Raw genomic sequence first — 16,289 nt, 5'->3', positions numbered from 1 at the left:
TACACTTACTTGCTGTTCACACTAAAGCGTTCTACTGAGGACTTTAATTCTAAAGCCATGGCACTTGCTTCTTCTGTTGCCGCAGAAATAGTATCCATAGCCGCCGAGGTTTCTTCAGAAGCGGCGGCTACTGCTTGTGCTTTATGGGCTGTTCCTTCAATTGTAGATGCAACAGAGTTAATTAAAGCGACAATTTTATCAGAGCTAGCTACTTCTTCTGTTGTTAAGGATACAATGTCTTGTACTGCCTTTTCTGCTGTTTTTACTGTAGTCATTATTTTTTCCAGAGCCTCTCCTGCTTCGTTGACTACAATAACACCTTTCTCAACTTCTCCTCGACTTTCTTGCGTTGCCTCTACAGCATTTCTAGTGCTTTGTTCTACTTTTTTGACAAGAGCTGACACTTCTTCAGCGCCTTGATTAGACTGTTCTGCTAGCTTGCGAATCTCATCAGCTACAACTGCAAAACCTCGACCGTTTTCTCCTGCTCTAGCCGCTTCAATGGCGGCATTAAGTGCTAGCAGATTAGTCTGACCAGCGATGTTAGTAATTGTTTCGGTAATCATACTAATTTGCTTGGAATATTGATCGAGCGTAGCAATTTGTTCTTCTGTTTCTATCGTTTTCTTCTTGATTGTTACCATACGACTTACTGTTTCTTCTACCGTTGTCTTGCCAACTTCTGCTGCCGTAAGGGAGTCTACAGCATTTTCTGCGGCAACTATAGCCTCGTTTTTGGCAATCTGAATGAGCGATGAAAGCTCTAAGAGAACTTCAGAAGCATTGAGAGCGGCTTGGTTGCCTTGTTCTGCATCTTCCGTTAGATCTTGAATATTGCGTACTACTTCTTGTGTTGCTGAGGTTACTTGTTGGGCTGAAGCAGCCATTTCCTCTGATCCAGCTGCTAATTCATCGGAGCTTTGACGAACAATAGCAATGATTTGCGATTGACTTCTAATCATTTCGTTGAAGGAACTAGTTAACTCACCTAGTTCGTCTTTCGAGCGAACTGTACCTTGTACAGTTAAATCACCCGCACCAGCTTTTGTCATTAGTTTTTGAAGTTCTTGAATAGGAGCAACTATGCGACCTGCGAAGAACCAACCAATGAATCCTGCTATAGTAAAAATAACAACTGCCGCTATGGTTGTTTGAGTAGCTAGTGCCCTTTCAATAGCTTGAATCTCCGCACGTGGGATGGCTGTGCCAATCATGCCAATAGTAGTTCCATCAGCACCTTCTAAAGGCATATATCCTGTAATGAAATTGCGATCAAAAGATTGGTTCATGCCAACAAAAAGACTACCTTCTTGTATCACCCTTTGTACAATTTCTTCATTACGTACTTCTGTCCCAATCTGCCGATTCCCGCTCTCATCAACTGTTGTTGTGGCTACCCGTTCTGTTCCCAAAAACAAACTAAATACGCCATCATACATATGTTGAGCTTGGTCTACCATGCCATTAGCACTGGCCACATAGCCCGTTGAAAGAGCACCAATCAATTGACCTGCCTCATTGTAAATAGGCGTTCCCGCACGCACAGAGAGTCTAACGACTCTACCTTCTTCAATGCCCACAAAAGCTTTGCCAGCAAGAGCTTGTTGAATATTAATCTGATTAGAAATATTATCATCAGGCGCTGGGACCTTTTGAGGCTCATGAGTTCTGATGATCACACGACCAGTAGGATCTGTGATGACAAGGTAATCTAATTTACCCATTTCCATTAAAGGCGCTGTTACTGTCAAGAGATAGCTAAAGTCATTTCTCTGCACACCTTCAACAATTTGAGGATGTTGGGCTAAGATGTTACTCTGTGCTAAGGCCTGCGTCTTATACATAGACAAAAGCTCTTCCATACCGAGAAGATTTTTTTCGATACGTTCTATGAAAACCCTTTCAAAGCGATCGCTGGCTGTGTAGATGGAGAAGAGAGCAAAAATAGTCGTTGCCACAAGAAGTATGCCAAGAATCACTAAGATCAACTTTGCTTGTAAGCCACTAAATAGGCTTTTCATTCTATCCACTCCGATCTTTGATTAAAATCAAGTCTTCTATAGAAAGCTGTTTATGCAACATAGATCTTTAGCGTACATATTCGACTTATTTAATATTTCTCCTTGCTAATTTACTTCTTTTTGCTAACCTAATTAACCTAATTAATTTGAATAAAACCCCAAATTCTTTATATCCAAAAAAAGTCGGTACTTGTGATCAAGTACCGATTGAGCAAAGCGTGTCTGGACTATTTATCGTTCAGCTGTTCATTTTTGATTCCTCTGCAGATGTTGCTTCTGCCTGATAGAACTTGGTTCGATATCGATGAACTAGCAGAGCAAAGACGATCATAACAACCGTTACAATAGCTAAGCGCAGAGCATTTTCCTGGGGGTTCCAGATATCATGACCGATCAAGCCATCAAAAAGCACCATGGGAATTTTACCTATCGCAGTAGCGGCAATGAAAGCGACAAAGGAAGCACCGCTTAGAGAAGCTGTTATATTGATAGCACCAGTAGGCACAAAAGGTGCTAAACGTAAGAGTAAGATACTCCAAAAAGCGTTATCGCGAATCCAATGATCAAATTGATTCAGCTTCTTATGTCTACTTAACAAGCTTGCCATATAGGAACGACCATAGTAGCGAAAAAATACAAAAGCTAAAGCAGCACCTACTATTTCACCAATCCAAGCAATAAGCAGACCAGTTTGCCAACCAAAAACGTGAACAAAGGCACCAATTAAAAAGAAACTAGGTATAAGGGCGATAAAGTTTTGCACCGTTGAAAGAAAAATAGCAATTAACCAGGCTTTCCAACCTAGCTCATTAAGATAAGTAGCAAGCGCTTCTATATCTGTCGTCAGCGACATGGTTAGAAAGGTTTTTCCCCATTCTGTTTGCCAGATTGAGAAGGCGGTGCCAAGAAAAATAGCTAGATAGATAAGTTTTTTGATTGGCACGACAGACCTCCTCTACTTAGGCACGATCATAAAATTCACCGACGGATTCTGCTCTTTGGCCCAGTTGAAGGACCATTCGTTACGGAAAAGAATTACGGGGCGATCTTTTATATCTCTTACGATCATAGCACTATCGATGCCTTTAATACTTTTCTTAAGATCTCCTTCATCGATCCAGCGAGCAGTGCTATATCCAAGATGGTTCATTTCAATATCTACACCATATTCGTTTTTCAAGCGATACTCTAGTACTTCAAACTGAAGCAAACCTACTGCTCCTACAATGTAAGACTCAATGGCCATCTCAGGTTGACGAAAGACTTGTACAGCTCCTTCTTGAGTGAGCTGAGTCATACCTTTGTTAAATTGCTTGCGCTTCATAGTATCTTTGGCTTGAACGCGTGCAAAAAGTTCTGGTGGGAAGACAGGAAAATCTTCGAATTGGAAGGTCAGACCATCTTGACAAAGACTATCGCCAATACCGAAGACACCGGGATCAAAAAGACCGATAATATCGCCAGAATAGGCTTCGTCTATGATCGTCCGCTCCTGAGCCATAAATTGCGTTGGCTGAGCAAGCTTGATCGTCTTTCCTGTGCTTAAATGCTTAACAGCCATCCCTTTGGTGAACTTGCCAGAACAAATGCGAATAAATGCGATACGATCCCGATGGGTGGGGTTCATGTTCGCTTGAATCTTAAAGACGAAAGCTGAAAAACGCTCGTCATGAGGTTCTACAGCATTTTCGACACCTTTACGGGACAGGGGCGGCGGCGCTAGTTGCAAGAATTCTTCAAGAAAAGGACGTACACCAAAGTTGCTAATAGCACTACCAAAAAACATTGGCGTTAATTCACCAGCCGCTACTTTCTCTTCATCAAAAACATCACCAGCTAGATCAAGTAACTCAATGTCTTCTTGTAAAGCTTTGTAAGCTTCTTCTCCCAAAAGCTCTGCAAAAGCAGGATCATCAACAGAGCCTACTTGTGATGGAATAATCTTCTGCCCATGAGCACCTTCTGTATCAAAAAGTTCTACTTGGGCTAACTTTCGATTGTAGACACCAACGTAATTGCCATCATTTCCTATAGGCCAGTTCATTGGATAAGCCCTGATGCCAAGAACATTCTCGATCTCTTCCATTAAGTCAAAGGGACTTTTGCCAAAGCGATCAAGCTTATTAACGAAAGTAAAGATAGGAATTCCTCGCTGTTTACAGACGCGGAAAAGCTTTTTCGTCTGGTCTTCTACGCCTTTGGCAACGTCAATAACCATTACGGCGCTATCTGTTGCCATTAAAGTACGATAAGTATCTTCACTGAAGTCCTGGTGACCTGGTGTATCAAGGATATTAACACGGAAGCCATCATAGTCAAATTGCAACACACTGGAGGTTACAGAGATGCCTCTTTGCTTTTCAATCTCCATCCAGTCTGAGAGGGCATGCTTTTGAGATTTTCTTGCTTTTACGGAACCTGCTAAGCGGATAGCACCTCCGTAAAGCAGTAACTTTTCTGTTAAAGTCGTTTTCCCTGCATCAGGGTGAGAGATGATAGCAAAAGTACGACGACGATTGACTTCTTGGGCTAACGTTGACATTTCAGCAGTTGTCATTATATTTCTTCCTCCAGGCTAATTCTTAAGAATAGACCAATCTGACTAACATCACATCATATTAGTATACAACTTATTCAGAGGAAGTGAAAGAGAGCTGAGTAGCTTTTATTTTTTGGCCCACCTTAACATTTTCTGGGGAAAGTATTATCTCCTCATCACCTTGTAGTCCTGCTAAGACTTGTACTTTCTCATTAGCTATAATGCCAATGCTAACAGGCGCTTGCTTCACTTCTTCATTTTCCATGAGATAAAGAAAAGTCCCTTCGGCAGTTGCTAAAAGAGCACTGCGTGGAATAAGCAAACTTTCTTCAGTAGTCCAAGAGAAAGTAACATCGATGGGAAAGCCTTCAAGCCATTGTTCTGGTATGGGGTCGACAGTTATGTAGACAGGTACGCGACGTTGTTCTAATCCTAAAGGTGAGATTTTTGCTTCTGCTCTAGTTCCAATTCTGTCTACTTTAGCCTGTACACTTTTGCCTGTGCCCCGATGACTTACTACTACTTCTTGCCCTTTATGAACTTTGTTCACTTCTTCATGTAGCACATCTACTTGTATCTCCAGATCTTTCTTGCCTGTCAGGTTCAATAAGGGTCTAGAAGGGTCTACTAGTTGGCCACGATAAAGGTTCATTTCACTAATAGTGCCTGAAAAGGGTGCTCGAATCTCAAGAGTCGCTAAATCTCCAATTAAGCCTGCTTTCTCTGCTTCTATTGCTCGTAATCGTTCAGTCCAGTCACCTTGATCACGCAGTACCTGTGCCTGCTCATACTGCGCTTCTGCTTGAGCAAGGCGGCTTTGTTCTAAAGCTATTCTATTTTCAATTTTTTCTAATTCTACAGGAGGTACAGCGCCTGCTGAGACTAGCTGTTCAACTCGTTCACGCTCTGTAGCTAGTTCTGCAAGTTTTAGCCTGCTTTGTTCTATTTCTTCTGCCACGATGGCAACTTGCCAGACTTTCGCTTCCTGATTCACTTCAGCCATAATCAATTCTCGCTGTGCTTCAAGCTGAGCTAGCCGCTCTTGTAAAGGGCGGTTATCAAGGCGCAAAAGAAAGTCTCCTTTGGCTACCACATCACCACTTTTTTTGGCTACTTCCAAAACTTTAGTTGCTACTGGAGGATAAAGAACCTGTTCTTCTTGAGCTACTAGGTAACCTCGCTCTTTCCATTGCACTTCTAGACTTCCAACTTGAGGCTTCTGAACTTCGATATTACCATTAGCTGTTGTGGTAGCCCAATAGAAAAGCAACAAGATAATTAATAGCACTGGTAGTGACCAGAGAAGCCATTTTTTCTTAATCATTACCACTAACCCTCCCTTTCCTTGAAAACTTCAACCATATCAAAATGAACTAGTTTGCGATAAAGCAATAAGTGAGCTAGTAATACAAAGCTAACTATAGCCAAGCCGGCCCAGAGAAAGACATCAACGGAATAATACAGTGGCACTTCATAAAAATCAGTTGATGTTGCTTTAAGCAAGGCCGCAACTAAGGCTGTACTCAAGGGAATGCCTGCAAGAACAGCGCCTAGGGCCAATAATCCATTTTCTCCTGCAATCATGGCTAGCATCTGACCTTTGGAAAAGCCGAGCACTTTTAAGGTTGCTAATTCACTGCGCCGTTCTTCTAAGTTTAAGGATGTGACAGCATAAAGGCTTGTCACTCCTGAGATCATAGCAAAAGTAACAATTACGATAGATGTGTAGATCATCGTTTCCATCAATTCAGCTAAGTTGTTTTGCAGTCTGATCTGACTGAGGTAAGTATTAATTCCATCAGCTTCTTGCAATTTTTCTTCTAGCGATTCCTGTAGGGTCGGTTCTACTTTGAGCAAGAGAGAAGTAGTAACATCTCTTTCTCCTATGACCTTACTAGCTACTTGTCTTGGCAAAAAGGCATTATAACCAATATATTGGGGTATTACTTGAGCAATAGTCCAAAGTTCTTCCAAAGGTTCACCTAGTAAAAATTCTACCTGAACTGTGTCACCGGCTTTTACATTAAGTTGTTCTGCTAATCGCTCCGATAAGGTAAGACCTTCTGCATAGAGGACTTGATCAGCCCCCTCCTTATCAAGCAATCGATAGAGTCGCCCCTCTTCTTCTATACCAAGGAGAGCTACTTCTTCACTAGCTCCTCTACTTTTTAATCGTGCCGGAATAATCAAGTGCCCTTCAGCAAAGTGAACTTCTGGCCAAGCTTCGATCTCACTTATTACATCATCAGCCGGTAAAGGCTGTGCTAAATAGACTTGATAATCAAAAGGCTGACTCTCTACATAGTAGTCCTCGAACATGTAATTTACTGAATCATCTAAGGCCATACCAGTAACAGTTAGAATATATGCAATTAGCAAGCCTACAAAAGTTAAAAGAGAGCGTCCTGGATTGCGCAGTAAGTTACGCAAAATCAGTTTACTAGTAAAAGGCAAGAGAGGCCAAAAAGGAAGTCGATGAAGCGGCCAGGCTTTTCCACTTTGTGGTGCTTCAGCGCGCATAGCTTCAGCAGGCTCTAGGCGCAAAACACTTCTAGCTCCTAAGTAACCAGCTAAAGCACCTCCCAAAGCGGCTAAGAAAAAGGCTATGGCCATGCGCTGACCATCAAAGCCGATGAATACATCAGGTAACTTAAAGTAAGTAACCAAGTATTCTGTAAGGCCATTAGCTACTGTTGTTCCAAGTAAGACGCCAAAAAGCCAACCAAGAAAAGCAACACCTAAACCCCAGACCATGAAATGTAATAAAATTTGCCGAGGATGATAACCAAAAGCTAGTAAAGTTCCAATCTGCTTTCTCTGACTTTTTACTAAGCGATGAAGTAAGTTAAAGAGCATGAAACTAGATAAAAGCAAAAATACAACAGCCATGTAAGAGGCCATTATTTCCAGACCTTCGATCTCCTGCATTAAGACAGCATGGCTAATCTGCTTTTCTCGATCATAAATCGATATAAGCCCGTAAGGTTTTAATTCTTCTTCTAGCAGATCCTTTAATGCCATGATAGACGCACTATCGGAGCTAGAACTTCGAAAAACTATTTCATTATAGAGGCCTTGTAAATCAAATAGCTCCTGAGCTCGTTCATGAGTTATGTAAGCAATACCAAAGCCTTCCGGATCAGGTGCCATTTCAGCACCGTCTCGCAAGGTATAGATATATTCAGCGCTAATAGCCAGGCCTGTTATCTCAAGGCTTACTAAGCGTCCCTTGACTAGCAACTCTACAAAATCACCAACTTGCAAAGCATTAGCTGTTGCAAAAGCCGGATCAAGAACAAGATTGGCGAGAGCATTCTCTGAACGACTACCTTCTACAAAACGTATGTCGTTAACCTGACTAGTTCTATCTTCAGGTAAAGATATGAGACGTAAAGTCTTACCGTCTTGCAAAGAAAGATCTTGAACTATGCGACCTTCTAAAGCTTCTAGACCCGGTAAGCCCTGCAGGTATTCAAGTTCTGTTTCTGGAATTTGCCGTACCTGGGCAAAGATGTGAGCAAATTGGAGCTCTTCATAGTAGGACTCTTTGGCTTGGTAAAGGTTGCGACTCGTTGAGAAAAAAGCAATAAAAATCATGACACCAACAGTCATGACTAAGGAGGCGGCAATTAAAGTTCCTTTGCGCCCTTGTACTTCGCGCCAAAGCTTGCGCCATAGTATCACCAGGTCACCTCCTCAGCCGCACAAGGCTGGGCGTTAATCCTGTTTTCCACAATGCGCCCACTGCCCATGACCAGCACACGGTGAGCCATCTGAGCAATTGCACCGTTGTGAGTAATGATAAAAACTGTTTTGCCTTGCTCTTGGTTAAACTTTTGTAGAAAATCTAGAACTTTGCGGCCAATAGAAAGGTCGAGAGCGCCTGTTGGCTCATCACAAAGTAACACATCAGGATTTTTGGCGGCCGCTCTTGCTATAGCAACGCGCTGTTGCTCTCCTCCTGATAATTGCGCTGGGAAGTGACTAGCTCGCTCTGCTAGTCCTACATGTTCTAATACTTCATCTATATCTAAGGGGGTTTTAACTAAGGTAGCTCCCATTTCTACGTTTTCACGAACCGTAAGGGCCGGCAAAAGATTGTAAAATTGAAAAATAAAACCCACAGCATTGCGACGATAATTAGTCAAAGCTTTTTCATTAAAAGAAGATAGATCTTGTCCTCGATAATAACAGTGACCTGAAGTAGCTGAATCAAGGCCACCTAAAAGGTTTAGGAGGGTGCTTTTGCCAGAACCAGAAGGACCGAGAATGACCACAAGTTCCCCTAGGTTTATCTCGAAAGTAGCATCTACTAGCGCAGGAACGGTGACTTCACCCATTTGATAAAGCCTGCTTAATTTTTCAGTGCGAAAGATAGGATCCATTGAATTCACCTACTTTCTTAAGGGACGACTTTGCTTGTAAATTTATTATTTGATAACTGGCCTCTTTATAACATCGCCTAAGAAAAGGGACTAAACATTAAATGTATAAGTACTATGCAATACTCTCTTTTTCATACAATTATTTTACATTCATGTGCTAGTGCGGTACAAGGTTTTTTCATTCCCAGAAATAGCAAAAAGCCTGCTCTTGAGTTACAAGATAGGCTTCTCATCCTAACTCTACTCTCTATAAAGAGATTTATTGGTTTTTTTAGCTAAAAAGCAAGGGAATAGATTATCTGTGCAGAAAAAACACTATAGATTCAAGATAAGGAGGTGTTTTTCTATGTTAATTACTAATACGGAAACGATTGCCGACCGAAAAATCGTTCAAACCTTAGGCCTAGTTAGAGGAAGTAGTATTCGAGCCAAGCATATCGGTAGTGACATAGTTTCAGGGCTACGCCAATTAGTAGGCGGTGAAATGAAGGAGTATGGCAAAATGGTAAATGAAGCACGAAACTTAGCCATAGAAGCGATGCTCGAAGAAGCAAGAATGCTTGGCGCTGATGCTGTTGTTAATGTACGATTCTCTACATCGTCGATTATGCAAGGAGCTGCTGAAGTTCTCGTCTTTGGTACAGCTGTGAAAACTAGTCAGTAATAAAGGTGAAAATTAAATAACTCTATAGCTTCACATTTATTAACTTAATACATCTAGGAAAAACGATAAAGGCCACACAGTAAGTAATACTGTCATGGCCTTTATTCATTCTCTTATATAATATATTTACTGATTAGTCCTATTGCTTACTTCTGTTTTTCGAGAGAGGCAACTTGTTGATCATACCAAGAGTACAAAGCTCTTTGAAATTGCTCCTGCCATTGCTCTAACAAGTAATGTCGCCAACGGCAAAGCAATCCGTCAAAGCGAGTAATAATCTGTTGACGGTAACGTTTTTTTTCTTGTTCATAAGTGCATTCATTAACACTCAATAGTAAAGAACCGATACCTAAGGAAGACATGCCTTGTTGTAGTAAGCTTTTTCCCCACTTAGGTATTGATGAAGGGACGGCTAACTGCAAAGTATGATTCCATAGTTGATTGTATTGCTTTTCTGCAAAGCCCGTTAAGAGTAAGGTCGCTTTCTGCTCCCTTACTCCTTGTTGAATTGTTGACGGATAAGGGAGGTAAGTTGGTAAAGAAAGTTTTTCTCCGAACTTTTCTGAATGAATCCTATTTAAGTCAAAGCGAATATCTTCTAATAATTTTTGTAAATCATTACCAGTAGGAAGAAAATCAGATTCCTTATATTTTAACAAAGTATAAGCTTGTTCAGTTACATTATCAATTTCCTGATTCATTTTCTGACGCCATTGCTCTTCGAAGTTATGGCAATGGACCTTAATGATAGATTTGCCTTGCTGAAGAAGTAACTTGGCTTTTGCTTCTACAGCTTTTTGTTGTGTCTCTTGTTGGTGTGCTTTGTGTTGGCTCTCTACCAAGCTCTTTTCACTTAAACGGGAAGATACTAAGGATGCCATTAAAGCCACCTCACTAGAAAACGATTTTCAATATCATGATATGAGATTAGATAAGATCTGTCAATCTAAAAAAAAACTTTTAGCATATCTTTTTTCCACTAAAGCTCCTGTCGAATTGTGTATCTTTTTGCTTTACTTTTTTGGCAAATATTAATACAATTGATTATGTAGTTGATACTTATTTTCAAAGGGAGGTTTTTTCATGAATCAAGGAAATGGTGTGCGTAAACAACTTTTTTCTTTGTTGGGAAGTAAAAGTGGTAAAGGTTTTGCTTTAGGCGTTGGTGCTACTTTAGTAGCTACTGCTCTCATTCCTACCGTAGCTAAAGCTCTTAGACCTCTTGCTGTACAAGTTACTCAAGGTGCTATTGACATAACTGAGAAAGCAGTCGCTAAAGGTGCTCAACTGAAAGAAAACGTGGAAGATATTGTGGCAGAAGCTCAGTTTAAGCATTATCAAGAAAAAGTGGCCACTGAGCAAGAACAAGAAGTATCTTGCCAGGAAAGTGTCAACAATGAAGTAGAGTCAGTAAATGCTACAAAAACTTCTTCAGTAACAAGTACTGTAACAACAGCACCTTCTAATTCCGCAATTGTGGAAAATCAGGGCGCAATTAAAGCTCAAGGCCATCTAGAAATTGCTCCTTCAGCAGGAGACACACCAAAGAACGGAAAGAACACTGAACAAGGCGATACCTAGTTATGGTAGAAGTTATTCATAAACTGCCGGGAAGAGTTCGTCTGTCCTTACGAGGGTTACAGAGTAATGCTTTATTAGCGAAAGTGATTGAACTGACTTTCTCTTCCTATGGCGGAATAAAACAAATTACAGCTAGCTCTGCTTCTGGTAATGTTTTAGTCTTATATGATCCTTCCATAGTACCACTTGAAGAGATAAAAAAAGAATTACTAAAGCTAAAAAATCTAGATAAGGAAACGCTGATACGCTTGGAGCTAACGGCGGCTCTTGCTGAAGCTTCCTCTTCAAGTACAGATAGCTTAGATGAGTCGAAGGACTCCCTAGGCTCTGCTTGTTCTACAGACAACTCTGATGATAACAAGAGTCTATGTAAAACTAACCGTTGTCGCCCTGTAGCAGAAGAGCCTGAAGAGCTACCTTTAAAAAGGCAGATTATCCAATCTGTATTTACAGGTGCCATCTTGCTTTGGGTTGGTGTAAAAAGGCTTTTCTTAGGTCCTTCCATATTATCGGCCAGTCGTACCGTACATACTGTTTCTTCCCTTACAACAATTGTAGCTGGCTATCCTATCTTACGTAGTGGCTTAAGTGCTTTAAGTGGCAAAAAGATAAACAACGATCTTTTAATTAGCATGGCCACTCTCGTTTCTCTGCTCTTACGGGAAAGTGTTACTGGACTGGTCGTCGTTTTCTTAGTTAATCTTTCTACACTTTTTCAGACTCTGACTTTAGAACGTTCTCGCCGAGCTATTCGAGAGCTATTAGAAGTACAAGAAGAAAAAGCTTGGGTAGTTCGTAATGGTGTGGAAATAGAAGTACAAGTACAAGATATCGTACCTGGCGATGTGGTTGTTCTACAGCCTGGCTCTAAAATTCCTGTAGATGGTCAAGTTCAGGAAGGCCAAGGGGCTGTTAACGAAGCAATGATGACCGGTGAATCTATCCCACGAATGAAACAGCCTGGGGACAGTGTTTTCAGCGGTACGATGGTTGAAACTGGTAACATACGTGTCTTGGCGACTAAGGTTGGAGATGATACAGCCTTAGCTCGCATTATTCATCTTGTAGAAGATGCACGAAGTCATCGTGCGCCTATCCAAAACTTTGCCGACCGCTTTTCTGAGCGCTTTGTTCCTTTCTCTTTCTTATTAGCTCTGGCTGTTTTCTTTGTTACTCGCGATTTCCGAAGAGCTATGACTATGTTGATTATTGCCTGCCCCTGCGCTGTTGGTTTGGCTACGCCGACAGCAGTAAGTGCCGCTATGGGCAATGGTGCTCGACGTGGTATCTTAATCAAAGGTGGTCATTATTTAGAAGAAGCAGGCTCTCTTGACACGGTTCTTTTCGATAAGACTGGTACTTTGACAGAAGGTCGTCCTCGTGTAAGCCGTATCATTAGCGTACATAACGACTACAGCCCAGAAAACGTATTAGCTCTGGCCGCTTCTGGAGAATTGCATTCTAATCACCCACTAGCTAACGCTGTAGTCGAAAAAGCGCGAGAAATGGAGCTAATTATTCCAGAACATACAGATGATGAAGTTGTTATAGGACACGGAATCCGCGTACTTATTGACGGTCGACCACTCTTAGTAGGTAGTGGTCATTGGATGGACGATGAAGGTATTGAGCGCAAACATGCTGATTTTGAAGCTACAAGAATGCATAACCTTGGCGAAACAGTTCTTTATGTAGCTCATGAAAAAACTTTAATAGGTCTCATCGGTGTGGTTGATAAATTACGTGAAAGATCAAAAGAAGCAATTGATCTGCTTTACGCCGAAGGCATTGAAAATGTGGCCATCATTAGCGGTGATAATCCGGAAACGGTGTCAATCATTTCTCGTCAACTAGGTATCGAACTCAGCCACGGTAGTCTTATGCCCGAAGATAAAGTAGATATTATCAAAAAATACCAAGACCAGGGCTATAAAGTAGCCATGGTCGGTGAAGGTGTCAACGATTCTCCTGCCCTAGCAACGGCTCATGTAGGCATTGCAATGGGACAAGCTGGTAGTGACGCCGCCATTGAAACAGCGCCTATTGTACTACAAGGAGATGACCCTACCAAAGTAGTACAACTTGTCATCTTAAGTCGCCGTACCATGGAAGTGATTCGTCAGAACTTCGCTTTTGCTGTTGGTATTAATGCTACAGGAATTCTGCTTGGTGCTTTGAACATTATCTCCCCTCTAACAGGCGCGTTACTTCACAACTTAAGTACTTTAGGTGTCGTCTTAAACTCAGGTCGTTTGCTAATCTATCCTCTTGATGTAGAAGGAGGTCGCAAAGAGCTGGGAGGTGGTTCCCTTGCTAAGATGGAAGATTCTGCATAAGATTCCAGGACGCATGCGTTTGCAAATCCTAGAGTCTTCTCCGCAGTCGCTTTGGTTCGACCGCTTAGAATCGATGGAAAGGCTCTCTGCTGTGCAGTCGGTAGATTATAACGCTCTTTCTAAGACCGTTCTAATTAAGTACGACGTTGCAAAGATTACAGAACAAGCTTTGCTAGCCTTGTTATCAGCGCCGAAAGATACTTTTGCCTTAAACAATGTTAGCAAAACAACAACTACGCCAGCTCTTGCTCTACTTAAAGTAGGCGCTGGTGTAGTGCTAGTAATGGTTCATCGAAAGCTCTTTCGCTTGAGGATCGGCAATATGCTCTGGTGGAGTATTGTTGCCTACCTGTTGAAAAAGCACTATCCCATCATTCGAGCGCGCTTGCGCCGCTTAGGGATTTTGGAGTCTCGCAAGGCTTTCACTGCCGCTGTTCTGCCTGCGAAAGCCTCACCTGTGAAAAGGGAGATTGCGAAGGCTTTGCCACCGAGAGCGTAGTTTTGCTGAGAGCATGCTTTAGGTGAAATAAAAGGTAAGAAAAGGAAAAGAAAAAAAGCCCTGTCACAGCACTTTGGTTATGCCCATCCTGTGATAGAGGCTTTTTTCTATAAAAAAAAGTCTTGCTGAACAGCAAGTCTTAGAAAGCAAACATTTTTTGAAAAGTATTGGAATCAAGATAGCTTTATGTGGGGAGTAAAAAAGAATAGCTTCTTGATCAATATTATGTAGTGATCATCGCTTATTTACTTTTAGTGTGATCAAGTGCTCGTAAATCTTCTCTTCCACAACTGCAACTTGATGGCTAAGAGCATTTAAGTTACTAGATATAGAAACGATCTCTTCATCTTGAAAACCCATTTTTGTTACTTCATCTTCTGCTTTTTTGGCTAACAGATAGGTCTGATCAGCCACCTGTGAAAGGACACCCAACTGTTCACCTACCTGTCGGTAAAGTTGGCAGAGCTCCTTCATAGTAAAAAATGTCACCCCTTCCAATATAACGAGTGATATTTATTCTCATTTGAATTCTAATGCTTTTTGTAACCCTTGTCAATAAGATATGCTACAACCAACTAGGAGAAAAAGAAATTACTAGGTAAGCACATCATTAACCTGCATTTTTTTATCACTCTTTTTCTTCCACAAAAAGAGCATATCAAAGCAAGCGAGGGTTATTCTTAATTAGCAATAATATTTCATGACACAATTGGCTTTCGCAAATTCTGTAACAAGTTCCACACTTTATGACTAGCCAGATAGATAGCGCTGATCAAAAAGACTAGCCAAAAGGTAACAAAGCGTATAGCTACGGCAAGGGCTAGGCTTTCTTGCAAAGGAATGTTAAAAGAGCTCAACAGTAGTACCATAGCTCCTTCAAAAGTACCAATTCCACCAGGTGACAAAGGAAGCATCGCAACCATGTAAGCAAGATAAGTTATAACGCCAATTAGGGCTAGAGAGATAGGCACATCAAAAGCTAACACAACAATATAGGCTTTCACTGGGTAAAGAAGCCAGATAAAAATAGAAAGAGCACCTTGCCCCATCCAAATAGCCTGGTCCCCTTTAGTTTCTGCAATAGCCTGACGAAAAGCATCAATGCCAGCAAGAGCTTTTTCTTTCCTTCCTTTTGACAAAGGTATACGTTCAAGCAATGCCATCATTTGCTTTGGGATAAGCAAAAAAAGAAGGATCAAGCCCGTTGTTGCTAAAAGAAAAAGAAAGCTTCCCAAAAAAATCTGCCCCTGCAAGCCTTCCACTCTGTGATTAAGCATAAGCCAAGATAAGCCAATGGCACTAATGAGCAGAAAAGGAACAATGCTAATCGCTTTTTGCAAGGTCAATAAAGCCACAGCTTGCGACAAACTAAAGCGCATTTTCGAACATAAAAGCCAGATCTTTGCTCCTTCACCGCCTGCTTTCATAGCTGGAGTTATTGACTCGACAAAAGTACCTGCTAAATTCATATGTACCATATCTAGATAAGTAACTTTTCCGCCTATTTTTTTGGCAAAGATATACCACTGCAAGGCTATTAAAGCTACCGTAAATATCTGCAACAAAGAGGCGAAAAAAAGCAAAGTGCGATCCATGCTTTTCAAAGTATCAATTAATTCACTGATAGGTACCGACCAGAGCAGGAAAGCCAGAATGGACAGTCCTACCACATACAGTAGCGCTTTCATCAAGGCGCTCTCTCCCTTTTAATAGAAGGATCGTTTTTTTCAAGGTAGCCTTTTTTTGTTTCGTTATGGAACAGGCTATGCAATAGGGATTCTTCTCCTGGTCAAAAAAAGACAACCTCATATCATCGGGACATCTGAGAAGAACACGTGTGCCTTTTTGGGCTCCTTGCCACACATTGCGCAAGATAGCATCCTGTGGCATAGCCTGTAGGGCTACATGAACTACGGTATAAGGTGATGTATCTATATGTTGACCGGAAGCACAAAAGATTTTTATCTGTGAAGTTAACCCTAACTTTTCAACAAATTTTCTAGCACAATAAACAGCACTTCGATCACAATCAATAACGTCCACCCTTGCACCTGTACGTTGGGCAATTTCTAGAGCTGTACAAGGTAAAGGTCCACCACCAATACAGAGAACCTTATCTTCCTTGGTTATTCTACCAAGCAGGATTTCTTTACTTACTACTTCTTCATAATATTTTTTGTGTAAGCGAAACATCCAGGAAGAGCGTAATGCTACCTGCTCTACCAAGGGTGTCAGTTTGCTAATAAGTTTCATTTTCATCATAT

Annotated in this window: 14 protein-coding genes; 4 read left to right on the top strand and 10 right to left on the bottom strand. The window is 41.3% G+C overall.

Going from position 1 to position 16,289, the window contains the following annotated elements:
• Positions 1-5: 5 nt before the first annotated feature.
• The 6 genes from F9B85_RS11055 to F9B85_RS11030 form a co-directional block, all read right to left on the bottom strand.
• Complete coding sequence (locus F9B85_RS11055) at positions 6-2,021, bottom strand: methyl-accepting chemotaxis protein (protein ID WP_151620892.1); 2,016 nt, start codon at positions 2,019-2,021, stop codon at positions 6-8.
• A gap of 238 nt (positions 2,022-2,259) precedes the next feature.
• A complete protein-coding gene (locus tag F9B85_RS11050; protein ID WP_151620890.1) occupies positions 2,260-2,964 on the bottom strand; it encodes a TVP38/TMEM64 family protein in 705 nt (234 codons plus the stop codon).
• 12 nt (positions 2,965-2,976) lie between these two features.
• Positions 2,977-4,563, bottom strand: coding sequence for a peptide chain release factor 3 (locus F9B85_RS11045; RefSeq protein WP_151620989.1), 1,587 nt, complete (start codon positions 4,561-4,563; stop codon positions 2,977-2,979).
• 88 nt (positions 4,564-4,651) lie between these two features.
• A complete protein-coding gene (locus tag F9B85_RS11040; protein WP_151620888.1) occupies positions 4,652-5,884 on the bottom strand; it encodes an efflux RND transporter periplasmic adaptor subunit in 1,233 nt (410 codons plus the stop codon).
• 5 nt (positions 5,885-5,889) lie between these two features.
• Positions 5,890-8,244, bottom strand: coding sequence for an ABC transporter permease (locus F9B85_RS11035; RefSeq protein ID WP_151620886.1), 2,355 nt, complete (start codon positions 8,242-8,244; stop codon positions 5,890-5,892).
• Positions 8,241-8,945: an ABC transporter ATP-binding protein gene (locus F9B85_RS11030; protein ID WP_151620884.1), complete on the bottom strand. Its 705-nt coding sequence runs from the start codon at positions 8,943-8,945 to the stop codon at positions 8,241-8,243. The genes F9B85_RS11035 and F9B85_RS11030 overlap by 4 nt, the downstream gene beginning before the upstream one ends.
• 346 nt (positions 8,946-9,291) lie before the next feature.
• Between F9B85_RS11030 and F9B85_RS11025 the strand changes: the two genes are divergently transcribed.
• Entirely contained in the window at positions 9,292-9,609 is a 318-nt protein-coding gene (locus F9B85_RS11025; protein ID WP_151620882.1) for a YbjQ family protein, read from the top strand.
• Between the two features lie 146 nt (positions 9,610-9,755).
• On the opposite strand, the gene F9B85_RS11020 is transcribed toward F9B85_RS11025, so the two are convergent.
• Complete coding sequence (locus F9B85_RS11020) at positions 9,756-10,490, bottom strand: hypothetical protein (RefSeq protein ID WP_151620880.1); 735 nt, start codon at positions 10,488-10,490, stop codon at positions 9,756-9,758.
• Between the two features lie 202 nt (positions 10,491-10,692).
• On the opposite strand from F9B85_RS11020, the gene F9B85_RS11015 reads away from it, so the two are divergent.
• Genes F9B85_RS11015 through F9B85_RS11005 form a run of 3 tightly spaced genes read left to right on the top strand, consistent with a single transcriptional unit; the run spans position 10,693 to position 14,025 of the window.
• Positions 10,693-11,190 (top strand): hypothetical protein, encoded by a 498-nt coding sequence (locus tag F9B85_RS11015; protein ID WP_151620878.1) that lies wholly within the window; start codon positions 10,693-10,695, stop codon positions 11,188-11,190.
• A gap of 2 nt (positions 11,191-11,192) precedes the next feature.
• On the top strand, positions 11,193-13,526 hold the full coding sequence (locus F9B85_RS11010; protein ID WP_151620876.1) for a heavy metal translocating P-type ATPase: 2,334 nt from the start codon (positions 11,193-11,195) through the stop codon (positions 13,524-13,526).
• On the top strand, positions 13,501-14,025 hold the full coding sequence (locus F9B85_RS11005; protein WP_151620874.1) for an HMA2 domain-containing protein: 525 nt from the start codon (positions 13,501-13,503) through the stop codon (positions 14,023-14,025). Before F9B85_RS11010 ends, F9B85_RS11005 begins: the two co-directional genes overlap by 26 nt.
• A 234-nt stretch (positions 14,026-14,259) precedes the next feature.
• On the opposite strand, the gene F9B85_RS11000 is transcribed toward F9B85_RS11005, so the two are convergent.
• The 3 genes from F9B85_RS11000 to F9B85_RS10990 all read right to left on the bottom strand — a co-directional run bounded on the left by F9B85_RS11000 (position 14,260) and on the right by F9B85_RS10990 (position 16,287).
• Complete coding sequence (locus F9B85_RS11000) at positions 14,260-14,499, bottom strand: hypothetical protein (protein WP_151620872.1); 240 nt, start codon at positions 14,497-14,499, stop codon at positions 14,260-14,262.
• A 224-nt stretch (positions 14,500-14,723) separates the two neighbouring features.
• A complete protein-coding gene (locus F9B85_RS10995; RefSeq protein ID WP_151620871.1) occupies positions 14,724-15,713 on the bottom strand; it encodes a lysylphosphatidylglycerol synthase transmembrane domain-containing protein in 990 nt (329 codons plus the stop codon).
• Positions 15,643-16,287 (bottom strand): SAM-dependent methyltransferase, encoded by a 645-nt coding sequence (locus F9B85_RS10990; protein ID WP_151620869.1) that lies wholly within the window; start codon positions 16,285-16,287, stop codon positions 15,643-15,645. Before F9B85_RS10990 ends, F9B85_RS10995 begins: the two co-directional genes overlap by 71 nt.
• Positions 16,288-16,289: the final 2 nt, after the last annotated feature.

This window comes from Heliorestis acidaminivorans, from assembly GCF_008933955.1.
In the GTDB taxonomy this organism is placed as follows: Bacteria; Bacillota; Desulfitobacteriia; order Heliobacteriales; family Heliobacteriaceae; genus Heliorestis; species Heliorestis acidaminivorans.
Note: the sequence above shows the minus strand (reverse complement) of the source record. Positions and strands in the feature narration are given on the sequence as shown.